The following is a 24,089-nucleotide window of genomic DNA, read 5'->3' as shown; positions in this document are numbered from 1 at the left end:
CATAAGCACAGAAACACCAAGATGAAGAATAAACTTTTTGATTATACACTTATAATTGCTGGGGCTTTATTTACCATTTTCGGAAGTGCCCAAAACCACATCAACTTTAAACATATTACCACGAGTGATGGGCTTTCACAAAGTGATATTAATGCTATTTATCAGGACAAACACGGGTTTATGTGGTTTGGAACGCATGATGGACTCAATAAGTATGATGGTTATAAGTTTACCGTACACAACCCTAGTATCAATAAACCACACGAAATAAACAGTAATCTAATCTCTGCAATAAACGGGGATGAAGAAGGTAACCTATGGATAGGTACTACGGGAAGTGGAGTCAACTTTTACAATGTAGCTACAGGTGCTTTTACTTCGTATACGCATAACGAAGAGAATGCCTCAAGTATAATAGGTAATCATGTTACAGCCTTATATAAGGATAGTAAAAATCGTTTATGGATTGGTGTTCGTGATGGTCTGGATATGGTAGATCTTACTGTTTCATCCGAAAACGTAGAATTTCAGCATTTTAGTTCAGAGCAAGATCCTTTTATTATAGGTTGGGACGGTAGCTCTATCTATTCCATTTATGAAGATAAGAATGGGCAAATTCTAGTTGGTGGAGCCACTGGTCTTTTTAAGTTGAAAAAGGATCCTAATGGCAAGGATTATTTTGGGAATGTTAATAAATCTGTAGGGCTTCCAGATTGCATAGTTAGGAGTATTACCGAAGATAATTTGGGTAGACTAATGATAGCAACAAATTTAGGTTTGTTTTGTCAAGTTAAAGGAAAAGGCAGAGAACTTGTAAAAGTGTATGATACAAATTTTAATAGTATTCTAATAGATAATAATAATCGTCTTTGGGCCGGTTCCAATGAAGGTTTGTTTTATTTTGAAAATACCTCTCTTGATAAAATACCACAATTTGTTAAGCGCTTTACCTATGACTCCAGAGATGTTGGTAGTATAAGTAAGAACATAATAAAATCACTGTACCTAGATAATACTGGTATTGTATGGATTGGTACCAATGGAGGAGGGATCAATACTTTTGATCCAGGAAAAAAACCTTTCTTGAATGTTAGAAACACTCCTAATCCCCAAAGCCTGAGTTATGATAAAATCAGGGCAATGTATGAGGATAGTAATGGAACGGTATGGGTTGGTACAGAAGGTGGCGGACTCAATATGCAACTTAAAAAAGATGATGATGGCAACTATAATAAGTTTCAACATTTTCCTTTGATACCAAGGACATTTGCTATTACCGAAACAAATATAGATAACAAAAAAACTTTGATTATTGGTGCAGAAGGCACGCCAGGCTTGTATGTGTTGGATATTAGTAACCCAAACAATGTAAAGGAATCAGATTTAGTTCCTCAAGGCTTAATGGGAGGAGTGTTTAGTCTGTTGAATGACTCTAAGGGAAACATTTGGATTGGTACTTATACCTCAGGTATACATAGATGGATAAAAAAAGAAGATGGTAAAGGTTTTGCTAAATCAACCTTTAAAAGTTATCCTAAGCAACCTAACGCATTGCCTAGTAATATCATCCGGGATATTCTTGAAGACACAGAGGGTAATATTTGGTTTGCTACGGGAGATGGTCTTACTAAGGTAAATGCAATTGAGAGGTATAAGAAACAACCAAAGTTTAAGACTTATAAAAAAGACACTAAAGATCAAGGGGCGTTAAGCCATAATTACATACTATCGCTATATCAAAGTACGGAAGGAGAATTATGGGTAGGTACTTTTGGAGGAGGTCTTAATAAATATATACCCGGTAAAGATGGGGAGGAAGGTAGTTTTATTTCTTATTCTGGTCGTGATGGTTTACCAAATAACGTAATTAAAGGTATTTTAGAAGATTCTCAAGGAAATCTTTGGTTATCTACCAATATGGGGCTATCAAAATTTAACCCTAAGAACGAGACTTTTAAAAATTACAATGAGAGTGATGGTCTGCAGGATAATGAATTTCAGGAACTGGCGTGTGTAAAACGGTCTGATGGTGAAATGCTTTTTGGAGGAATAAACGGTTTTAATGCTTTTTATCCAGAAGAGATAAACGATAATATGCAACCTGCAGAAACGGTTATCACAGATTTATTAATCTCCAATAGGTCTGTTAGGATTGGAGAAAAAATAAATGACAATGTTATTCTAGAAAAAAACAGCAATAAAGTTGATAATGTTCGCTTAAATTATAAACAGAATAATTTTTCTTTTGAATTTGCAGCTCTACACTATGCCGCGCCTTCAAAGAATCAATTTGCTTACATGTTAAAAGGTTTTGATAATGACTGGATACAAACCAATTCTAGTAAGCGTTTTGCTACATATACCAACTTAGGACCAGGAGAATATACGTTTAAAGTAAAAGCCTCTAACAATGATGGTTTATGGGATGAATCTCCTTCTGAAATAAACATTACTATTACTCCTCCCATTTGGCAAACATCTGCGGCCTACCTTTTTTATGGTTTTCTTGTTTTAGGTGTTTTATGGCTGTTCTGGAGGTATACTTTTATTAGAACCAGTAAAAAGCATCAACTGGAACTGGATCATCTTGAAAAAGAGAAGTCAGAAGAAATGCAGCGTGTTAAATTGGAGTTTTTTACCAATATTTCACATGAGTTTAGGACTCCGCTTACCTTAATCAAAGGTCCACTGGAATATTTACGGAAAGACGGTTTTAAAGTAAGCCAAACCAAAGTTCAAGAACAGTACAATATTATGTACAAGAATACCAATTATCTTCTAAAGCTAGTAAATCAGTTATTAGATTTTAGGAAGATAGATCAAGGAAAAATGCACTTAGTTGTACGTAATAGTGATATTGTAGAATTTATTCAAGAAGTGGGGCAGCCTTTTCAGTTTTTGGCGCACAAGCAAAATGTAGACTTCACTATTACATCTTCAGAGGATACTATTATCTCATGGTTTGACCATGATGCGTTAGAAAAAATAATGAATAACCTTCTTTCTAATGCATTCAAATATACACCGGATGGTGGCCATATTGCGGTAAGCATTTCAATAGAGAAAGCAGGAAATCATGAGGATACATCTAGAAATGTAGTTATCAAAGTAAGGGATTCAGGCTCTGGAATAGCAAAAAACAGAGTGAATACAATTTTTGAAAGGTTCAACACTCAGGATAAGAAAGATAGAAGAAACCTGCAGGGAGCTGGCATTGGTTTGTCGTTTACCAAAAACCTAATAGAATTACATCAAGGTTCTATTGTGGTTAAAAGTAAACCGAATAAGGGAACTGATTTTGTGGTAAAATTACCAATGGAAAAGGAGAAATTTGCACACATTCCGGAGGTTAGTATCAAAGAGGTATCAGAAAGTGACTTTCTAGTCCGTTCTTCGGAGACCGAGTCTTTTGCTATTGGTATAAATGATGAAATTCTTGACGAGGACGTTTCTAAATCAAGACCTAAACTTCCTATTTTACTTAGTGTTGATGATAATGCGGACATTCGTACATTGGTAAAGCAAGCCTTAGATAGTGAGTATGTAATTTATGAAGCAGAAAATGGTAAACAAGCATTGAAAATGGCAAAAAGCCTAATGCCCAATATCATCCTAACAGATATTTTGATGCCCATAATGAACGGTACTGAGTTTTGTGAAAAACTAAAGAAAGATAAAGAAACAAGTCACATTCCAGTGGTCATGCTAACTGCAAAGGCTTCCGAAGAAAGTGAAATTGAAAATTTAAAGTTAGGAGTTGAAGGCTATATTAGAAAACCTTTTGATATGGAGTTACTTCAGCTTACATTAAGTAATATTTTAAAGCAAAGGGATCAGCTTAGGAAGCAATTCACTCGCAATATAACCCTACAACCTACGGAGATTGCCGTAACTTCGGTAGATGAATCTTTTCTGCAAACAGCTATTGAAATAGTAGAAAAGCACATGATGAATACAGATTTTAATGTAGAAATGCTGGTGAAGGAAATGGGGTATAGTCGTAGTAATCTTTATATGAAGTTTAAAGAGATTACCGGTCTTTCTTCTAGTGAGTTTATTAGAAATATACGCCTTAAAAGAGCCGTACAACTTTTTGAACAAAGTGATCTATCCGTTAAGGAAATCATGTATAAGACGGGTTTTAATACTGCATCTTATTTCTCAAAATGTTTTAAGAAACAGTTTGGGGTAATACCTAGTGAATATGTTGCCAAACTAAAAGAAAAAAAGACAACCTCTTAGATTGATCCAATGAAAATAAATCAACTTATCAAATTTTGCCTGCTGGTCTGTATAGTAGCATTTGTCTCTTGTGGACAGCAAAAGAAAACAGAAACAGGAAACGTTCCGGTTTTAATACCAGACGATAAAAAACCAAATGTAATCATTGTTTTTACGGATGATCAGGGTTACGGAGATTTAGCTTCTCATGGCAATTCAATATTAAAAACACCAAACCTTACTGCTTTTGGTAAAGAAGCTTTAGAGCTTACCAATTTTCATGTAGGGACAACTTGTGCTCCTAGTCGCGCGGGACTTATGACAGGGCGTAATGGCAATAGGAACAATGCATGGCATACTATTGCTGGTTGTTCTATTTTACTGCAAGATGAAAAAACCATAGCAGAGGTTTTTGAAGAAGACGGTTATAAAACGGCTATGTTCGGTAAGTGGCATTTGGGAGATAATTACCCATATAGACCATTTGATAGAGGTTTTCAAGAAACACTTTATAATGGTGGAGGCGGAGTTCAGCAGACACCAGATTACTGGAACAATACTTATTTTAACGATACCTATTTTAGAAATGGGGAACCGGAAAAAGTAGAAGGGTACGCTACGGATGTATGGGTCAATGAAGCAATTAAATACGTACAACGAAAAAAAGAGGAACCTTTTTTCTTGTACCTGCCGCTTAATGCAGCCCATTCGCCGTTTAATGTACCAGAGTCATATGCTAAGATGTATGAAAATGCAACATTAACGGATGTTCAGAAGCGTTTTTATGGTATGATTACCAATATTGATGAGAACTTTGGAAAGTTGATTTCATTTTTGAAAGACGAAAAATTATTCGATAATACCATAATTATTTTCACTACAGATAATGGTACGGCAGCAGGTATTAAAACGAATAAAGATGGAAGTATTTCGGGTTACAATGCCGGTTTACGAGGTACTAAAGGGAGTCATTATGACGGAGGACATAAAGTGCCGTTTTTCATCAGTTGGCCAGATGGAAAAATTGAAAAAGGTTCAACAAGCAATGAACTGGTGGCCAATGTAGATTTGCTCCCAACGTTGAGCAAGATGGCCGGAATTGAATTCAATTCTGAAAAACCTTTGGATGGAAGTGATATGACATCGGTACTTTTGAAAAAGGCAAAAGACAGTACACGTATGTTGGTCATTGATACACAACGAGGCCAATGGCCCGAAAAAGGAAAAAACAGTTGTGTAATGAGTACGGAATGGCGACTTATAGATGGTAAAGAGTTGTATAATATAGTTGATGACCCTGGACAAAAAAATGATGTTGCTGAACAACACCCGGATAAGGTAAAAAAAATGCAACAGTTTTATGATCAGTGGTGGTCCAGTATAGAACCGGAAATGAGATATGCCGAAATTCCTTTAGGCCACGAAAAGGCTAATCCGGTAACCATTACGGTTCACGATATGCATACAAAAGATAACATACCATGGAACCAAGTGCAAATTCGTCAAGGAGAGTATGCCCCAGATGGTTATTATAGTGTGAATATTGTTGAAGATGGTAATTATCAATTTAAATTATATAGATATGCGCCGGAATCAGGTTTGTCATTAAATGCTGCAGCAGATGAAATTATCGGTTCTTACACAGTTGATCAATTACCAGTAGGCAGAAGTGTTGTTGTAGAGAGGGCAGAAGTAAAGCTAGGAGATACTTTACTGCAAGCAAAAGCTAATGTAGATAAGCCTTATATAGAGTTGAATGGAAATTTTAAGAAGGGGAGTTATAAACTTCATAGTGATTTTTTTACTTCTAAAGGGACGAAAATGCCTGCATATTATATAGTAATCGATAAAAAAGGGAATTCATGAAAAAGACCAAATCGAATATTGAAGCAAAACAAAGTTTAAAAGCATCGTTGTCTCGAAGATCGTTTATGTCCAAGACTGTTTTAGCGGCTGGGGCAATTAGTATTGTTCCTCGTCATGTATTAGGTAAAGGTTTTGTAGCTCCTAGTGACAAGGTTAATTTAGGTTACATTGGTTTGGGTAAACAAAGTATAACCCTCTCCAATGCTTTTCTTGCGAATACAGATGAAGCTCAAATCGTTGCAGGATCTGATGTGTGGACTACCAAAAACGAGTGGTTTAAGGCTCATGTAAATAAATTATATGCCGATAAAAGAAATCAAAAGGAGTATAACGGACTGACCGTTACGGGCAATTATCTTGAGGTTTTAGATAGAGATGATATTGATGCAGTTATTGTTGCCACACCTGATCATTGGCATGCCATACAGGCCATTGGTGCAATGGAAGCTGGTAAACACGTGTATTGTGAAAAACCTTTGACTCTTAAAATTCAAGAGGGAATTGATATGGTGAAGACCGTTAAAAAAACAGGTAAGGTTCTTCAGACCGGAAGCATGCAACGTTCGTGGGCAACTTTTCAAAAGGCTACCGAAATGGTGCGGAACGGACATTTAGGTGATATCAAAAAAGTGCTTGTTAATGTGGGCGACCCCGCAATTCCATTTAACATGAAATCAGAACCAATACCATCTCAAGTAGATTGGAACCAATGGTGTGGCCCAGCACCTATGTTACCTTATAACGAAAGATTATCTCCTTCTGAAAGTGCGGCGTTTTTCCCAGACTGGAGGCTCTTTAGTGAGACTGGAGGTGGAATTTTAACAGATTGGGGTGCCCACATGTTTGATATTGCGCAATGGGGGCTAGGCATGGACCGTTCTGGTCCTGTGAAGTTTGTACCTCCCACAGATAAGAATGCCGTACGCGGAATGCAAATGTTTTATGAAAACGGAATTGAAATGGTCCATGAAGATTTTGGTAGGGGATGGGGTGTTCGCTTTATCGGAACTAAAGGTAATCTTGATATCAGCAGAAGCTATCTTGAAACAGACCCTGCTAGTATTTTAAAATCTCAGGTAACGGATAAAGAGGGCCTAAAATCTAGAGGTAATCATTATCAGAATTGGATAGATGCCATTAAGAACGATACTCCGCTTATCTCAGATGTAGAAATTGGTCATCGTTCTGCTACGGTCGGAAATATTTGTAATATAGGCTATCAATTAGGACGTACTTTAGAGTGGGATCCTAAAAAAGAAAAATTTATTGGTGATAGTGAAGCTAATAAAATGAAAAGTAGAAAAAGTAGAAAATACTAAAAATTAACCTCCGGGCCTTTCTTTTCGGAAGGCTCCGGGAGTTATTCCATTTTTAATTTTAAACATTCGGGATAAATAAGAAATCGTTCCCATCCCTGTTTTTCCTGCTATCTCGGCTAATGTATTGTTTGTGGTTAGGAGCAGGGTTTCCGATCTTTCCAAACGTACGGTCTGTATGTACTTACTGGGGCGTATTCCAAACTTTTGTTGAAATACCCGTGAAAAATGGTCGGCGCTCAAGTTACTATGTGCGGCTAAGTCTGCTACCGTAAGGGGTTCATGAAGGTGTTCTTTTATGTAGCTGAGGATTTCGTGAAAATCATTCCTAATATTTAGTTTAAAACTTTTACTGTTTTGTACAAATGAAGAGAACAGAAGTTGCAGCAGGGCATGGGTTTCTATAAATGACTTAGCAGATAAAAGCTCGTTTTTCTTTTCAGTTTCAGCCATAAACTTTCGGTTGTCATAGATACTGGGGTCGTCTTCCGTCAAGTATCGCTTAGGGTGTAGATGTATGAGTTTTTTAAAATAAATAAAAACTTGCTCATCTGCCTCAAGGTCATATTTAAAATCTTTCATGTCATAAATAGAAAGTCGGTCACCTACTTCTTCGGTAAAGTGAATGTAGTACAGCTCCAAATGGTCTTGACATTGATAGCGGCTATAGGTAAAGCTAGGTATAAGGTAAATGTGACCAGGTTCTAGGTCAAATTGCTCATAACTATGATACATACGAGCTGTTCCCTTGGTAACCAGATATAAACGTGAGAACGGACTAATTACATTGTCATAATCCCAGGAGGAGTCCAGTTTAGAGTAACCACAATGTAAAAAAGTAAGCTTTAATGACTGAAGGGTTTTGTTCATATAAAGTACGTTTATCGGATTTTAAATACTATTAATCGTTATGTAAAGATAAGAATAAAGCGTGTATTTGCTTATTATATGGTGTTTTGTGCAAATATTATGTTGTTTTGAATTATAAAATTTTATTTTATAAAATATCGGATTTGTACAATTCATAGCCTGATTTATACAAGAAATCGACAATACAAAAGATCTAAATTTGTTGAAAACATAAATTTTTTAATAAATAATGTCCAAATTAACAAGCTGTTTCGTTTTTTCTTTAGCATTCGTGTTGTTTTCATGTGGAGGCCCGGACCTTCCCGAAGACGTAGAAATCGCTTATGAGAAGCTTCCAGAAAAAGTTGATTTCAATCAGCATGTAAAACCTATTTTATCCGATAAATGTTTTATCTGTCACGGACCGGATAAAGCAAAAATTAAAGGTGGGCTACAACTTCATGATCCAGAACTTGCTTATGCGGAATCGCCTAATACACCGGGCTTATATTCTATAGATCCGGGCAATCCAGGGAATAGTGAGGTAGTAAAAAGAATCTTGACAGATAACCCGGATATTATTATGCCTGCACCGTCATCGCACTTAACCTTAACATCTACAGAAAAGGCCATGTTGGTCAAATGGATCGATCAAGGAGCGGAATACAAGGATCACTGGTCCTTTTTGAAACCTGTAAAACATGAGGTCCCAAAAGTGAAACAGACAGACTTTGTTCAAAGTTCTATAGATAATTTTGTTTTGGCCAGCTTGGAAGAAAAAGGGTTCGCGCCGTCCAAAAGAGCGGAAAAAGAATTGTTGTTAAGAAGGGCTTCTATAGATTTAACAGGGCTTCCCCCAACTTTAGAAGAAATAGATGCTTTTGTAAAGGATACATCGGAAAATGCCTTTGAAAAGCAAATAGACCGTTTATTGGCATCATCACATTACGGAGAACAAATGACTTTAGATTGGATGGATGTCTCCCGTTATGCAGATACTCATGGCTATAGTGTTGATAGATTTAGAGATACTTCACCATGGAGAGATTGGGTGATAAAGTCCTTCAATAAAAACATGCCTTATGATGAGTTCCTTACATGGCAATTGGCAGGAGACCTTTTTGAAAATGCTACTAAAGAACAAATTTTAGCAACAACATTTAATAGGTTGCACCCACAAAATTTAGAAGGTGGTATTATAGACGAAGAATTTAGATCGGAATATGTTGCAGATAGAACGGCAACGGTTAGTCAAGGTATGTTAGGCTTATCATACGCTTGTGCTAAATGTCATGATCACAAATATGATCCTATTTCTCAAAAAAATTATTTTGAGATGTATAGCTTTTTTAATAATGTAGATGAGACCGGTTTGATTCCTTGGGATATGGCCACTCCCGTTCCCGCTATGTTATTGCCCACAAAGGAGCAAGAAGATGTTCTTGCCTATTTAGAAAAAATTGTAGAGGACTCAGAAGAAAAGTTGGAATTTACGGCAAAGGCAGAGCAGGATAACTTTGAACAATGGCTTGCTAGTAACTCGTTCAAGAATATTCCGGTAAAAACTCGTCCAAAGGGACTAATCGCTTCTTTTGATTTTGATAATCAAAATCTAGTAAACGCTGTTGGTGGGAACGGAAAAAATAACATTAGGATGCGTCAGCAATTTGTGGATAACGAAAAAGCGATCTACAAAAAAGGAGCTAGTGGAAAAGGGCTTTTTATGGATGGGGATACGTGGCTAGAACTTGATAAAATAGGTATCTATAAGCGAAACGAACCTTTTAGTATTTCAATAAAAGTGTTCATACCTCAAGACCTTGAAGAGGGTGTTGTGTTTCATAAGATGCAAGGTCCTGAATTGCATAGTTTTAGGGGGTATCACTTGAAAATAAAAGATAACAAATTAGAAGCCTTATTTGCTCATGTTTGGCCGGATAATTCTATGGTGGTTGAGTCGCTAAAAGAAATTCCAAAAGAAAAATGGGTGCAGCTAACCCTTACGTATGACGGCTCTAGTAAAGCTACCGGTATAGGCATCTATATGGATGGCGAAAAATTACAGACGAAGACTATTTTTGATAACCTTTATAAGGATATTGTTTTCAATAATTTGAAGGACCGTATCTATAAAGAAACAGTAGAGCCGGGCTTAAGGGTAGGGGCTATATGGCGAGGAAAAGGAATAGGTAATGCTTTGGTAGATGACCTGATGGTTTTTGATAAGGAAATAAGTGAGATTGAAGTTATGCAAATAAGCACTACGGCTTATCTTAAAAACTTAGTTGCTAAATCTAGTGATGCACTTAGTGAAAAAGAGAAAACACAACTTGCACAATATTATTTGTTTAATAATTCTTCTAAATATAATGAAGTAGTATCTGCATTAGAGAAAGACCGAATGGTTTTGGTTGACAGCATAGAGCCTGTAAAGCAGATTATGGTAATGAAGGAGCGTAAAACACCACGACAAACCTATATTTTGGATAGAGGTAATTATGATTCTCCTACAGATTCTGTATTTTCAAATGTTCCGAAAGAAATATTCCCAATAAATGATAGCTTACCTAAAAACAGATTAGGTTTGGCCAAATGGATAACGGATAAGGATAACCCTTTAACGGCAAGAGTAGCCGTTAATAGATATTGGCAGAATCTTTTTGGAAGAGGATTGGTAAAGACCTCCGAAGATTTTGGTAATCAAGGAGAATTGCCTAGTCATCCAAAATTGTTAGATTGGTTGGCGATTCAATTTGTAGAATCCGGTTGGGACGTGAAAGCCTTGCATAAGACTATAATGTTGTCCAGTACTTACCAGCAAAGTTCGGTTATAAGTGAGGAGCTTCTCAAAAAAGATATTGAGAATAAATGGTTGACTAGAGGACCATCTAGCAGACTTTCTGGTGAAATGTTAAGAGATAATGCATTATACGCATCTGGTTTACTAAATGAGCAGGTAGGGGGTAAAAGTGTAAAACCTTATCAACCAGAAGGCTTGTGGAAAGTAAATGGGGCTACCTATGTTCAGGATGGAGAAGAAGGTTTGTACAGACGTAGTATGTATACCATTTGGAAACGTACCGTTCCTAACCCGACCATTTCAACTTTTGATGCGCCTACAAGGGATTTATGTAGCAGTAGAAGACAAAAAACAAATACACCGTTACAGGCATTAGTAGTGCTGAACGATCCTACGTACATAGAGGCCTCTAGAGTTTTAGGTAAACAAATAGCGGAGGCAGAAGATGTACGAACAGGAATAGCGTTGACCTTTAAGAAGCTTGCCGGTAGAAATATTACCAATCAAGAACTAGATGTTTTGGCCAAACTCCAAAACGAGGAATACAAAAAGTTCAGTACTAACTTGGAAAAAGCAAAAGGTTGGTTACAGACCGGAGCCTTTAAAATTTCTGAAACTGATGATAAAGCATCTATAGCGGCAAATGCCGTGGTAGCAAGTACCATAATGAATGCCGATGCCAGTATCACCAAAAGATAATAGTTAACAGCTAAAAAATAGTGTATGTGTAATAATCACCACCACAGCAAATTGACTTCTAACAATGAAGATTTAAAAAAAATTGAGAAGCAGTTAGATAGAAGACATTTCTTAAAACAGACATCGCTTGGTATTGGAGCCATGGCACTGGGCAGTTTATTAGGTGCTGAAAAAGCATTTGCCGGTATTGGCAAGAACAGTACGGAAGAAGAAATATTAAAGGTTTATAATAAAAACCGATTAGGTCTTCCGCATCATGCACCTAAAGCTAAAAGAATAATTTATCTTTTTCAGAGTGGAGGACCTTCTCAAATGGATTTGTTCGATTACAAACCAAAGCTGACAAACATGTTTGGTCAGGAATTGCCGCCATCCGTTATAAGTGGTCAAAGACTTACGGGAATGAGCGGTAGTCAAAGTACATTGCCCATAGCACCATCAACCTTTAAATTTAAACAATACGGGGAATCACGAGCATGGGTCAGTGATGCCATGCCATATTTATCGGAGGTTGTAGATGATCTATGTTTCATAAAAAGTATGCAAACGGATCAAATTAACCATACACCGGCCATTACGTTTATGCAAACGGGGAACCAGTTACCGGGAAGACCAGCAATAGGTTCTTGGTTAAGTTATGGCCTAGGTTCCGATAATGAAAACCTACCTACATTCATTGCATTGGTTTCTAAAAATGGAAAAGGACAACCGTTAACAGCGAGTTTGTGGGGTAACGGATTTTTACCAACAGAACACCAAGGTGTTCAGTTTAGATCAGGTAAAGACCCAGTACTTTACTTGAGTGACCCTGAAAATTACGATGGTACGGATAGAAGGGATATGTTAGATTATTTAAAACACTTGAATGAATTACAGACGGATGCTTATGGCGACCCTGAAATTCAATCGCGTATGTCTCAGTATGAAATGGCATTTAAAATGCAGACTTCCATTCCGGAAGTAACTGATTTAAGCAATGAGCCAGAGTATATCTTTGATATGTACGGAGAAGATAGTCGTGACCCTGGTACTTACGCTGCAAACTGTTTAATGGCAAGAAAACTGCTAGAAAAAGGAGTGAAATTTGTACAGTTGTATCACCAAGGGTGGGATCAGCATAATTATTGCCCTGGAGGTGTAAAAAGTCAGTCTAAAAAAACGGATCAAGCTACTGCTGCTTTAATCAAGGATTTAAAGCAACGTGGCATGTTTGAAGACACGCTTGTGGTTTGGGGCGGGGAATTTGGCCGTACGGTATATTCCCAAGGTCAGTTAACAAGTGAAAATTATGGACGTGATCATCACCCAAAAGCATTTACCATGTGGATGGCCGGAGCAGGTGTAAAACCTGGGTTTTCTTACGGTGCAACAGATGATTTTAGTTATAACGTAACCAAAGATCCTGTGCATGTTCATGATTTTCATGCTACGCTAATGCATTTATTTGGTATTGATCATGAGCGGTTAACATTTAAACATCAAGGTAGAAGATATCGCCTTACAGATGTGCACGGTCATGTAGTGAAAGATTTATTGACTTAGATTTACCCTTTGTTAACTAACTTTCATAGTAATTTACCAATCCAAATAAAAACCATCAGTATCATATGAGTAATAGAAGAAGCTTTCTTAAGAAATCGGCGTTGGGTGCTACCGCTTTAACTACCACAACATCTTTTGGGTTTAATATCTTAAAGAAAACCGCATTGGAAGATCAAATCATAGGTCACGGTGATTATAAGTACAAAGTAGTTAAGGATTGGGCACAAATGTCTGTTGCTCACAACCCGATACTGAACTGTCATGAAATGCAAATGGACAGTAAGGGAAGGCTTATCATGTTAGGAGACCACACGGATAATAATATTTTGATTTTCGATAAATCTGGAAAACTTCTTGATTATTGGGGTACACGTTATCCTGGGGGACATGGACTTACCTTGCATGATGAAGGAGGCGAAGACATGTTGTACATTGTGGACTGTGGATGGTTTGTAGACCGAACTGGGAAATGGAGTAAACAGGCTGGAACTGTAAGTAAAACTACTGTTGATGGCCGTCTTTTGTTTAATCTTCCTGATCCACATACCATTGGTGTCTATACGCAAGAACAAGAATATTTGCCTACGGAAACTGCAATAGGTCCAAATGGAGATATTTACGTAGCAGATGGTTACGGTTCTGACTTTATTCTTCAGTTTAGCGGTAAAGGTGAATTCATCCGCAAATGGGGTGGTCATGATAACAGCGATAAAAATTATAATCTTCATAACGCTCACGGTGTTGCCGTAGATTATAGGGACAAGCAAAATCCGGTGCTTGTGGTTACTTCTCGCTCTGATAAGAGTTTTAAATTTTTCACTTTAGAAGGAAAATTCATTAAAACAGTTGAGTTACCGGGAGCGTATGTCTGCCGTCCCGTTCTTGATGATGAAAATATCTATGCTGGCGTATGTTGGTCAGAAAATAAACAAGGACATAGGTTTAGCAATTCTGGTTTTGTAACTATTATGGATGGTGAAAACATGGTAGTTTCCAATCCTGGTGGCGATGCACCCGAATATAAAAATGACAAACTGCAACAAATGTATCAATCGGAAAAGGCTGTATTTAACCACGGACACGATGTTTTTGTAGATGAGGACAAGAACCTTTACGTATGTCAATGGAATGCCAACAGAACGCCCCCAGTTAAATTAGAACGGGTATAGAGTCTGTTCAGCTTACTTACGTTTAATTACAAATAAGTTATACAAAGACATTTGTGGCTAATAATTGATCATTTCTTTTATTGCTCTGTCATAAATATGCGTAATTTTCGGGTTAAGGTCTCAAGACTTTAATCAAACTCATATTAACAAAATTTCAAATTTAAATGTGCTGCAAAAAGAACAATCTACTGTATGCTCTTTTGTTGCTTATTGTGTTTTCTTCTTGTAAAGAAGAGAAGGCTGTAATCACAGAAAAAAAACCAAATATTATCTACATCATGGCTGATGACCATACAACCCAGGGATTTGGGATTTACGGTAGTAGATTGGCTAAATTAAACCCAACTCCAACCTTAGATAAGATTGCCAATGAGGGCATCATATTTGAAAATTGCTTTGTGAGCAATTCTATTTGTACGCCTAGCCGGGCTGCCATAATTACTGGGCAAAACTCTCAGTTAAATGGTGTTTTGGATTTAGATGGCCGTATTGAGCCAGCTCGCCAGTTTCTTCCAATTGAAATGAAAAAATTAGGTTACCAAACCGCTGTTGTTGGTAAATGGCACTTAAAAGAAGAGCCTGCAGCGTTTGACTATTATAAGGTTTTACCTGGTCAAGGTAAATATTTTGATCCTGAGTTCAGGGTTCGTGGTGATAAGCCGTGGCCTAAAAATACTGTTCAGACTAAGGGGCATTCTTCTGACATGGTTACCGATATTTCTTTAGATTGGCTAAAGAACGAAAGAGACCCTAACAAACCTTTCTTTTTAGTGCATCAGTTTAAAGCACCTCATGATGATTTTGAAAATGCTCCTCGTTACGAAGAGTATTTGGAAGATACCTTTATTCCAGAACCAGAAAGTTTGTACGAAAGAGGAAATAACGGTTCTATTGCAACACGTGGTAATAACGATTCTTTAACGAGAATAATAGGTTCATCCGTGTCGCACAGAAACTTGATTCGTAACCAGGCTATGAACATTTATGTAGATAGCTCTATTCACCGTTCGTATCGTGATGCGGATAAAATTCGTCCTGAAGAGTATGTAAAGTGGGAGATGGATGATGAAGAGAAGAAGTACACAAGTAAAGTGTACCAAGATTACGTAAAGAAGTATTTACGTTGTGTAAAAGGTGTTGATGATAACGTAAAACGTTTGATGGATTATTTAGAGGCTGAAGGGCTTATGGATAACACTATAATCGTTTATACGGGCGACCAAGGGTTTATGCTTGGTGAACATGATTTTATTGATAAACGATGGATGTATGAGGAATCTATGCGGATGCCTTTCTTTGTTCGTTACCCAGAAAAAATAAAAGCAGGAACCCGCACCGATGCTATAATCAATAATACAGATTTCGCACCTACGCTTATAGAAATGGCCGGAGGTAGTACACCTGATTACATGCAAGGAAAAAGCTTTAAAACAATTTTGGAAACAGGTGAGGAGCCAGCAGATTGGCAGAAGTCCACATATTACAGGTACTGGATGCACATGGCACACCGTCACCAAAACCCTGCCCACTTTGGAGTTCGTACCAAAGATTATAAGCTTATATTTTTCTACGGAAAATATTATGTAGATACCACAGACCCAAATGCAAATTGGGACAAAGAGAATTGGGGTAATGATTTTGATACAGATACACCTGCCGCTTGGGAATTTTATGATTTAAAGAAAGACCCCAAGGAAATGAACAATGCGTATGCGGATCCGGCGTATGCTGAAACTATAACGGAACTTAAGGAAGAGTTATTAAGACTTCGTAAAGACTTGAATGAAACTGATGAGAAATATCCTCACATTCAAAAAGTTATAGACGAGCATTGGGATGATTAAATAACTAGCGTTTAAAGCAAAAACAGAGCGTAGTTAAACCGAAATATTCGGTTTAACTACGCTCTGTTAATTTTGTAGAAGGGTTATTAGAGTTTGAAAATACGCTCTAATTCAATCCATTTTTCACCATTTTTAGACCAAGGTAGGCCTTGTTGGTATTTCCACATCAATTGTTCCCATTCTTGTACGGCTGGGTTCTCAGCATCCATTTCAGCCTTTCTCTTGGCATCAAAAGTTTCATCGACTTCCATAATCATAAACATACGGTTTCCGGTTAGGAAAATCTGCATGTCTACAATACCCGCATCTTTAATACTTTTTGTTATTGCGGGACGGGCGTTACCAGGAGCATGATATTCTTTGTATTCTGCAATGAGTTTTGGGTCATCTTTAAGATCACAGGAATAGCAGTATCTTTTCGTTTTCATGTTAAGCTGTTTTCAATTTGGTTACTTTATAGGCGTACATACCGTAGAATGCAACAAATAAAAGACAAATCATAGGTAATAGGAAAGAAAAGTGAATTTCAGTTATGTTTCCAGCTATCTTATCACCAAATACTTCTTGTCCGTTTACGGTATCTCCAAAATCCATTATACTAGCTTGTAGCTTTGGTAAAAAAGCACCGCCTACAATGGCCATAATAAGTCCTGATGAAGCCAGTTTTGCTTCTTCACCCATATCTTTAAGCGCAAGACCGTAGATAGTAGGGAACATGATAGACATGAATACAGAAACAAACACCAAAAATACTAAGCTTAGAATACCCGAGGTCATTATAATACCACCGCACATAAGTGCAGCTGCCAAACCAAAATAGGCTAACATTTTAGCGGGGTTTATTTTTTTCATTAATGCTGTACCAATAAATCTAGTAGTTACAAAAGACACCATTGCAGTAATATTCCACCAAGTGGCATCAACACCCAAATTTTGAGATTCATTTAGATATTCTACCAATTGAAAAATGGCTGTCCAGCACATAATCTGAGCACCAACATAGAACATTTGGGCAACCACCCCCAATATGAAAGTTTTACTCTTAAAAATACGGTCTAAAGATTCTTTAATGGATAAATGGTCTCCCATCACCATTGCTGGAATTTTAGTTTTCCAAATAACAAAGAAAACTAAAGCTACAAAGATACCTACCGCAATATATGGACCACTAATAATATTCAAATCAAAAGCTTTTATTTCAGCTGCTTTTTCGGCACCAAGTGCAACAATTTCAGAACTATCTGCATAGTCTGCAGAGAGTATTCTGTCCAACACTACAAATTTGGCAATTAGCATGCCTGTAAGAGAGCCTATAGGGTTGAAAGACTGGGCTAGGTTTAATCTTTGGGTAGCCGTTTCTTTATCTCCCATTGAAAGAATGAGCGGATTTGAAGTAGTTTCTAAAAATCCTAATCCGCAAGTAATTACAAATAATGAAATTAGAAAATACGTGTATGAGCCATTTTCAGCAGCAGGATAGAAAAGCATAGCTCCCAAAGCATAAAGCGCCAAACCAAGTAGCAAACCTGATTTATAACTGAATTTCCGAATGAACAATGCAGCAGGAATTGCCATGACACCATACCCGAAATAAAATGCGAATTGTACGTTGTAAGCTTCCTCGTTAGAGAGAATCATCACCTTCTTGAAGGCAGCAACCATTGGGTTTGTCAAATCATTGGCAAATCCCCAAAGAGCGAAAATAGAAGTCGCAGCAATAAAAGGAACAAGTAAATGCTTTGGTACTACGGGTGTTTTGGTGTTTTTTGTCATGGGTATGATTTTAAGTTGGTTGAGATTAATCTTCGGTCAGTAAAGAACGATCTAAATGCACATATCCACCATCTACAAAAATAAATTGTCCTGTAGTGTGCGATGATCTATTTGAGATTGTAAATAAGCAAGTGTCTGCTATCTCATTAGTGCTGGTCATTCTATTTTCCAAAGGAATTTTTTTCACAATGGATTGCAGTTTTTCTTCTCCGTTAGGTAATGTTTTAATCCATGTGTCGTAAGATGGAGTCCAGCTTTCGGCAATTATAATAGCATTGGAGCGGATGTCGTGTTTGATTAAATCAACGGCCCATTCTCGAGTCAGGCCAAGAACACCACCTTTAGAAGCAGCGTAACCAGAAGTTCTACCCTGTCCGGTTAAAGCAACTTTAGAACCAATGTTTAAAATGTTGCCTTTTGATTTGATTAAAGACGGCAGGGCATGTTTAACGATTAGAAAATAGCTCACCATATTCAACTTAAGTGAATCCATAAAATCTTCATAACTAGCATCAAGCCCAACACCATCGTTTACGCCAACGTTATTAATGACTGCATCAATACGCCCATATTTCTTTACAATTGTATTTACGGCATTTTCAATCTGTTCTGGGTCAGTTACATCGGTTTGACAAAAAATAGCGTCAATTCCTTTTTTCTGAATAGCTTCAACATAACCAAACCCACGAGCATTACGATCAATGACCGCAGGTATTGCACCTTCTTCCGCCAAACGCTGTAAAATAGTTTCTCCAATGCTGCCTTCTTTTCCTGCCGCGCCGCTAATAACGACTACTTTTCCTTTCAAATTTAAATCCATTTGGTTCTCGTATTTAAAATGTTGTTCCTAGCAGGTTATTGAGGTGTGTCAATACTAAATATGCTTGAACAACTTAAGTTTATAAATTATAAAATTCTCGTGCGTTCGCTCCCATAATCATGTTTTGGTCTTGGCTGCTAAGCGTTGAAATGAAATGAGATACAATGCTTTTTACTTGCCCGTAATTACCTGCTACCAGACACACAGGCCAATCTGAACCAAACATTAAACGTTCACTTCCAAAGGCCTCTAAGGTTAAATGCATGTACGGTTGTAGTTGTTCGGCCGTCCACGTCTTGTAATCGGCTTCGGTAATCATACCGGAGAGCTTGCAATACACATTTTTATGTTTTCCTATTTCTTTCATTAAGGTGGCCCAACCGTCATAAAAACCATCTTTTATATAAGGTTTTGCGATATGGTCTATGACAAATCTTTGGTTAGGAAATTTTTTTACAAATTCTAGAACAGAGCCTAATTGATGCGGGAAAACCAAAATATCATAAGCGTGGTCATATTTTTCAAGTTTGGATATTCCTCGTAAAAAATCAGGACGCAACAAGAAATTATGATCGGCTTCACCTTGAACCACATGTCTCCAGCCTTTTAGGTTCTTATTTGTACTGTATTTTTCTAAAACAGAATCAATATTATCTGCTCTAAGGTCTGCCCAACCCACAACACCTTTTATAAAATCGTTCTCCTTAGCTAAATCCAATAAAAAGTTGGTTTCCTCAAGAGTTTGGTCCGCTTGCACAGCAACACAACCATCAACTTGATTTTCTTGATAGACCTTCTTCAAATCTTGGGGAAGAAAATCTCTCCGGATAACTGACATGCTATCATCGATCCAAGAATGTTTTACCGGTTCGTATTTCCAAAAATGTTGGTGACTATCTATCGTCATTTTTCAATTTTTAAAGATTGAATATGGATTATAAGTTTTTTAAACAGGAAGTGATTCCGTTGGCTTCAATGTTTTCGATATTCTTAGCTACGGTTTCCGAAAGACCTTCTATTTGAGTTAAATCTTCGCCCCAAATAGCAGTGTTACTCAATACATTTTTTGTAAAATCCTGTAAGCTTGAACCATTGTCTACTTTCTCCCATTCCGATTCAAAGAAACTTAAAACAGCCTTATCATCATTAAGAGCAATGTTCTCACCGTTAAACTCGCCCTTATAAAACCGGAGCATAGCTGAAAGTCCAAAAACAATGCGTTTTGGTAACTTGTCTTGAGCATTGTAATAATCTTTTAGGGTAGGCAATAAACGAGCAACGAACTTAGAAGTACTATTTAAGGAGATGCTTATAAGTTGATGTTTTAAAAGGGGATTTCTAAAACGATCAAGAACATCACCAACAAACTTATTTTTTACATCATCCGGAAAATCAAGTGTAGTTGCGGATTCCTCTAAAAGAAGACTTTCTACAAAGTTACTCACGACCTCGTTCTCCATCGCCTCTTTCACAAAACGGATACCAGCCAAATAACCAACGGGAACCATAGAAGTATGTGCACCATTTAAAATACGGACTTTCATCTCGCGGTAGGGAGCAAGGTCATTTACGAATTCCACGTTTAGGTCAGTTTCCGAAAATGGAAGTTCTTTTTGAACCGTTTCATTCGCTTGGATTACCCAGCTGTGGTAATACTCACCAGCAACTAAAAGGTCATCCTTGTATCCCAATTCTTGCTCAATTTCTTCAGCACGGTCAGAAGGGTAACCAGAAACGATACGATCTACCAAAGTGCTACAAAAGTGATTTGCAGTCTCAATCCATTTTTTGAAATCAGCATCTAGATTCCAATGGTCTGCGTATTGTAAAACCGTCTTTTTTAAGGCTTCTCCGTTATCTTCAATCAATTCGCAAGGAAGCAAAATACATCCTTTTGAAGGGTCTGCATTAAAATGTTTGAAACGGTGGTATAGCCAGACTGTAAGTTTAGCAGGAAATTCTTTAGGTGGTGTAATATCAAATTTATCCTCGGTATTGAATTTAATTCCGGCTTCAGTTGTATTTGAAACGATAAATCGTAAGTCTTCGTTTTCGGCCAGTTTTAGATAAGCAGCCCATTCATTATAGGAGTGAATTACCTCCTGTACTTCAGTAACCAATGTTTTTTCGGCAACTAACTTTCCATTTTTAATACCGTCAAGAACAACGGTAAAAAGTCCGTTTTGCGTTTTTAATTCGGCATAATCACCGCCTGCAGTTGGTTTTATGATGGCTATATCGCCATTAAAATTTGTTTCTTGGTTGAGTACGTGAACCATCCAGTCCACAAAAGCACGTAAAAAATTTCCGCCACCAAACTGCATTACCTTTAATGGTCGTTGCGTTCTATTGGGGACGTTTGTATGATTTAAAATTTGCATTAATTAGCTGTTTGTTGAGTTAAATTTTAGTTGAGATAATTATAGTGATATACCTCTTTTCCAAGGGATAAAATCCTCTTGGCCTAATCGTACGGCTGCGGGAATAACTTCTCCGCTTGCTACCTTTATAATGTATTCCAATAGCTCCTCACCTTTGGTTTCAATAGTATCCTCTCCTGTAATTACAGTTCCGGTATTAAAGTCGATGATGTCTTTCATACGGCTACTGAGTGTATTGTTGCTGGATAATTTTATGACCGGAGCAATAGGGTTTCCAGTAGGTGTTCCCAATCCTGTTGTAAAACAGATTACGTTACAACCTGATCCGGCAAGACCTGTAGTACTTTCTACATCATTACCAGGCGTACATAAAAGATTCAGACCTTTTTTTCTAACGGGTTCTGTATAATCCAGTACATCGGTAACCGGACTTGTACCACCTTTTTTGGCTGCTCCAGCGGACTTCATAGCATCGGTAATAAGTCCGTCTTTAATGTTTCCAGGCGATGGATTATTTTCAAATCCAGATCCAACAGAAACTGCTTTGTCCGAATAAGCACGCATAAGTTTTGCAAACTTTGTTGCATTTTCTTCCGTTTCACAACGGTTAATAAGTTCTTGTTCTACACCGTTCAATTCAGGAAATTCTGAAAGTACGGTAGTAGCTCCTAAACCAACCAATAAATCTGAAGCGTAACCCAAAGATGGATTTGCAGATATCCCTGAAAAACCATCAGAACCACCACATTCCAAACCTAAAACAAGGTTAGTAAGAGGAGCTGGTTTCCTTTCAGTTTTATTGGCTTCGATTAAACCTACAAATGTTTTTTTAACGGCCTCTTCTATAAACTGACGTTCACTAGAACTTTTTTGTTGTTCTAGAATATGAAGTGGCTTTTTAAAGTTAGGGTCAAGCTTGGCTATAGCAGCTTCTAATAATTTAAATTGTGCATTTTGGCAACCCAAGCTTAAAATTGTTGCACCTGCCGTATTTGGGTGGGTAATGTATCCCGCCAATAGATTACAAAGTGTCTCAGAATCTTGACGAATACCGCCACAGCCACCATCATGGTTCAAAAATTTGATACCGTCAACGTTCGGAAAGGTTCTATTTTGCTTTATTTCTTCGGAAGTTTTAATAATATCAGAAGATAAAAGGTCACTCTCAGAAGCGCCGTTTTTATATTGCTTGACAAGAACCTCAGTGTCCACTACAAAATCAGTTGTGGTATGATATCCTAATGATTTTAATAATGCAGATTTCATTACGTCTACATTTCTGTTCTCACAGAAAACTAGAGGAATTACTAGCCAATGATTGGCCGTACCTACATTCCCGTCTGCTCTATGATATCCGTTGAAAGTAACATCTTTCCATTTGCTAACATCCGGTGCTGTCCAGCTTAGTTTTTCTTGACCAACAGCATATTCCGAAGAAGCATGAACTACATTTTCAGTAGTAATAGTTTCTCCTTTAGCAATAGGTTTTGTAGCCTTACCTACTAAAGAACCATACATAATAATGGAATCACCAACGTTTAGGTTGGTGGTTGTAAACTTATGTTTGGCCTTAACGTCTACCGTTAATTCAAAACGGTCGTTATTATGAGAAATCTCAGAACCTTTTGAGATATTGGTAAGAGCTGCCAGAACATTATCTTCTGGGTGTATTTGCAAAAATTGCTTTGACATAGTGTTCTTTACTTTTGTCTGTGCTTAATTGTTTTATTGATGCACGCTTTTTTAGTCGAAATCAACTGTAGCTTTAATAACTCCGTTTGCTGGGTCTAACCAACCATCAAAATTGGCTATCATTTCAGTATAAGGAACATTGTGCGTAATGAAAGAATCGATAGGGAAACCACCTTTTTCTAAAACAGAAATCACATGTTCAAAATCTTCCAAGGTCGCATTTCTACTGCACATAATAGTTGTTTCCTTAGCGTGAATTTTTGGATGTGTAAATACCAATTCGCCTTTAGAAAGACCTACCAATACGTATCTTCCACCATGTGACATATAATCTGGACCGGCTTCAAGAGCACCTTTGTGACCTGTTGCATCAAAAACAGCCGTAGCTAAATCACCATTCGTGATTTCTGAAACTTGGTCTACAGCATCTTTTCCGCCTAAAACCACATAATCAACACCAATATCATTCTTGGCATAATCTAGGCGTTGTTGGTTCATGTCAATAGCAATTACCTTTGCACCTGCAATTTGTGCCAATTTCATAATACCGATTCCTATAGGACCACAGCCAACAACAACAATAGTTTCACCCGGTCTTAAGTCTGCACGACGTATTGCATGTGCGCCAATAGCCAAGGGTTCAACAACTGCCATTTGGTCATCCGTTAATTGTTGTGCTGGAATAAGTAAATTGGTAGGAACCGTAATTTTTTCTTGCATCCCTCCATCTGTGTGAACACCTAAAACTTTGATATTCGTACAGCAGTTGGTTTTACCATTTCTACAGGCTATACAAGTACCACAGCTTACATAGGGCATAACCACTACGTTATCTCCTGCTTTAATACCTTGAGGATTCTCGTTTATTTCAACTACTTGAGTAGCCAATTCGTGACCAAGAATTCTAGGGTAGGTAAAAAATGCCTGGTTACCTGCGTAAGCATGTAAATCTGTTCCGCAAATACCTACTTTTTTTACTTTTAATATGGCTTCGCCGGATTTTCTTGTGGGTTCTTCTCTTTCTTTAAGAATGAACTCTCCCGGTTTTTCGCATACAATATATTTCATGTGTTTAATCTGTTTTTGGTCACATTTATATTAAAATGAGCTGTTTCTT

15 protein-coding genes are annotated in these 24,089 nt (G+C 37.4%); 7 read left to right on the top strand and 8 right to left on the bottom strand.

Annotation, left to right across the window (positions count from 1 at the left end; all coding sequences use genetic code 11):
• Positions 1-21: 21 nt before the first annotated feature.
• From IWC72_RS18305 to IWC72_RS18295, 3 genes are read left to right on the top strand one after another with little or no spacing between them, the layout of a single operon-like run.
• Positions 22-4,242: a two-component regulator propeller domain-containing protein gene (locus tag IWC72_RS18305; protein WP_194530792.1), complete on the top strand. Its 4,221-nt coding sequence runs from the start codon at positions 22-24 to the stop codon at positions 4,240-4,242.
• A gap of 9 nt (positions 4,243-4,251) precedes the next feature.
• On the top strand, positions 4,252-6,087 hold the full coding sequence (locus IWC72_RS18300) for an arylsulfatase (protein WP_194530791.1): 1,836 nt from the start codon (positions 4,252-4,254) through the stop codon (positions 6,085-6,087).
• The gene (locus IWC72_RS18295) at positions 6,084-7,406 is read left to right on the top strand and encodes a Gfo/Idh/MocA family protein (RefSeq protein ID WP_194530790.1); all 1,323 of its coding nucleotides are present in this window, start codon (positions 6,084-6,086) and stop codon (positions 7,404-7,406) included. The genes IWC72_RS18300 and IWC72_RS18295 overlap by 4 nt, the downstream gene beginning before the upstream one ends.
• A gap of 3 nt (positions 7,407-7,409) precedes the next feature.
• On the opposite strand, the gene IWC72_RS18290 is transcribed toward IWC72_RS18295, so the two are convergent.
• A complete protein-coding gene (locus IWC72_RS18290) occupies positions 7,410-8,273 on the bottom strand; it encodes an AraC family transcriptional regulator (RefSeq protein ID WP_194530789.1) in 864 nt (287 codons plus the stop codon).
• A 229-nt stretch (positions 8,274-8,502) separates the two neighbouring features.
• On the opposite strand from IWC72_RS18290, the gene IWC72_RS18285 reads away from it, so the two are divergent.
• The 4 genes from IWC72_RS18285 (at position 8,503) to IWC72_RS18270 (ending at position 16,306) form a co-directional block, all read left to right on the top strand.
• Positions 8,503-11,751: a DUF1553 domain-containing protein gene (locus IWC72_RS18285; protein ID WP_194530788.1), complete on the top strand. Its 3,249-nt coding sequence runs from the start codon at positions 8,503-8,505 to the stop codon at positions 11,749-11,751.
• A gap of 24 nt (positions 11,752-11,775) precedes the next feature.
• Entirely contained in the window at positions 11,776-13,293 is a 1,518-nt protein-coding gene (locus IWC72_RS18280; RefSeq protein WP_194530787.1) for a DUF1501 domain-containing protein, read from the top strand.
• A 65-nt stretch (positions 13,294-13,358) separates the two neighbouring features.
• The gene (locus tag IWC72_RS18275) at positions 13,359-14,462 is read left to right on the top strand and encodes a twin-arginine translocation signal domain-containing protein (RefSeq protein WP_194530786.1); all 1,104 of its coding nucleotides are present in this window, start codon (positions 13,359-13,361) and stop codon (positions 14,460-14,462) included.
• Between the two features lie 164 nt (positions 14,463-14,626).
• A complete protein-coding gene (locus IWC72_RS18270) occupies positions 14,627-16,306 on the top strand; it encodes a sulfatase family protein (protein ID WP_194530785.1) in 1,680 nt (559 codons plus the stop codon).
• 86 nt (positions 16,307-16,392) lie between these two features.
• Here IWC72_RS18270 and IWC72_RS18265 read toward each other — a convergent pair whose 3' ends face one another.
• The 7 genes from IWC72_RS18265 to IWC72_RS18235 all read right to left on the bottom strand — a co-directional run bounded on the left by IWC72_RS18265 (position 16,393) and on the right by IWC72_RS18235 (position 24,040).
• The gene (locus IWC72_RS18265; protein ID WP_194530784.1) at positions 16,393-16,734 is read right to left on the bottom strand and encodes an L-rhamnose mutarotase; all 342 of its coding nucleotides are present in this window, start codon (positions 16,732-16,734) and stop codon (positions 16,393-16,395) included.
• 1 nt (position 16,735) lies between these two features.
• Positions 16,736-18,079 carry an L-fucose:H+ symporter permease gene (gene fucP, locus IWC72_RS18260; RefSeq protein WP_194530783.1) on the bottom strand — a complete coding sequence of 448 codons (1,344 nt, stop codon included), beginning with the start codon at positions 18,077-18,079 and terminating at the stop codon, positions 16,736-16,738.
• Between the two features lie 25 nt (positions 18,080-18,104).
• Positions 18,105-18,899 (bottom strand): SDR family oxidoreductase, encoded by a 795-nt coding sequence (locus IWC72_RS18255; protein WP_194530782.1) that lies wholly within the window; start codon positions 18,897-18,899, stop codon positions 18,105-18,107.
• Positions 18,900-18,978: 79 nt separating this feature from the next.
• On the bottom strand, positions 18,979-19,806 hold the full coding sequence (locus IWC72_RS18250; protein WP_194530781.1) for an amidohydrolase family protein: 828 nt from the start codon (positions 19,804-19,806) through the stop codon (positions 18,979-18,981).
• A 28-nt stretch (positions 19,807-19,834) separates the two neighbouring features.
• A complete protein-coding gene (locus tag IWC72_RS18245) occupies positions 19,835-21,280 on the bottom strand; it encodes a tagaturonate reductase (protein ID WP_194530780.1) in 1,446 nt (481 codons plus the stop codon).
• Between the two features lie 39 nt (positions 21,281-21,319).
• Positions 21,320-22,972 (bottom strand): UxaA family hydrolase, encoded by a 1,653-nt coding sequence (locus IWC72_RS18240; RefSeq protein WP_194530779.1) that lies wholly within the window; start codon positions 22,970-22,972, stop codon positions 21,320-21,322.
• Positions 22,973-23,023: 51 nt separating this feature from the next.
• On the bottom strand, positions 23,024-24,040 hold the full coding sequence (locus IWC72_RS18235) for a zinc-binding alcohol dehydrogenase family protein (protein ID WP_194530778.1): 1,017 nt from the start codon (positions 24,038-24,040) through the stop codon (positions 23,024-23,026).
• Positions 24,041-24,089 lie beyond the last annotated feature (49 nt).

It is taken from the genome of Zobellia roscoffensis (assembly GCF_015330165.1).
In the GTDB taxonomy this organism is placed as follows: Bacteria; Bacteroidota; Bacteroidia; order Flavobacteriales; family Flavobacteriaceae; genus Zobellia; species Zobellia roscoffensis.
This window is presented reverse-complemented; position numbering and strand designations above follow the sequence as displayed.

What these genes read in the sequence shown, in the direction of transcription:
- IWC72_RS18290 (WP_194530789.1), bottom strand. Translation starts at nt 8,273, where the DNA reads ATGAACAAAACCCTTCAGTCATTAAAGCTTACTTTTTTACATTGTGGT.
- IWC72_RS18270 (WP_194530785.1), top strand. Translation starts at nt 14,627, where the DNA reads ATGTGCTGCAAAAAGAACAATCTACTGTATGCTCTTTTGTTGCTTATT.
- IWC72_RS18295 (WP_194530790.1), top strand. Translation starts at nt 6,084, where the DNA reads ATGAAAAAGACCAAATCGAATATTGAAGCAAAACAAAGTTTAAAAGCA.
- IWC72_RS18255 (WP_194530782.1), bottom strand. Translation starts at nt 18,899, where the DNA reads ATGGATTTAAATTTGAAAGGAAAAGTAGTCGTTATTAGCGGCGCGGCA.
- fucP (WP_194530783.1), bottom strand. Translation starts at nt 18,079, where the DNA reads ATGACAAAAAACACCAAAACACCCGTAGTACCAAAGCATTTACTTGTT.
- IWC72_RS18280 (WP_194530787.1), top strand. Translation starts at nt 11,776, where the DNA reads ATGTGTAATAATCACCACCACAGCAAATTGACTTCTAACAATGAAGAT.
- IWC72_RS18245 (WP_194530780.1), bottom strand. Translation starts at nt 21,280, where the DNA reads ATGCAAATTTTAAATCATACAAACGTCCCCAATAGAACGCAACGACCA.
- IWC72_RS18240 (WP_194530779.1), bottom strand. Translation starts at nt 22,972, where the DNA reads ATGTCAAAGCAATTTTTGCAAATACACCCAGAAGATAATGTTCTGGCA.
- IWC72_RS18305 (WP_194530792.1), top strand. Translation starts at nt 22, where the DNA reads ATGAAGAATAAACTTTTTGATTATACACTTATAATTGCTGGGGCTTTA.
- IWC72_RS18250 (WP_194530781.1), bottom strand. Translation starts at nt 19,806, where the DNA reads ATGACGATAGATAGTCACCAACATTTTTGGAAATACGAACCGGTAAAA.
- IWC72_RS18300 (WP_194530791.1), top strand. Translation starts at nt 4,252, where the DNA reads ATGAAAATAAATCAACTTATCAAATTTTGCCTGCTGGTCTGTATAGTA.
- IWC72_RS18235 (WP_194530778.1), bottom strand. Translation starts at nt 24,040, where the DNA reads ATGAAATATATTGTATGCGAAAAACCGGGAGAGTTCATTCTTAAAGAA.
- IWC72_RS18285 (WP_194530788.1), top strand. Translation starts at nt 8,503, where the DNA reads ATGTCCAAATTAACAAGCTGTTTCGTTTTTTCTTTAGCATTCGTGTTG.
- IWC72_RS18265 (WP_194530784.1), bottom strand. Translation starts at nt 16,734, where the DNA reads ATGAAAACGAAAAGATACTGCTATTCCTGTGATCTTAAAGATGACCCA.
- IWC72_RS18275 (WP_194530786.1), top strand. Translation starts at nt 13,359, where the DNA reads ATGAGTAATAGAAGAAGCTTTCTTAAGAAATCGGCGTTGGGTGCTACC.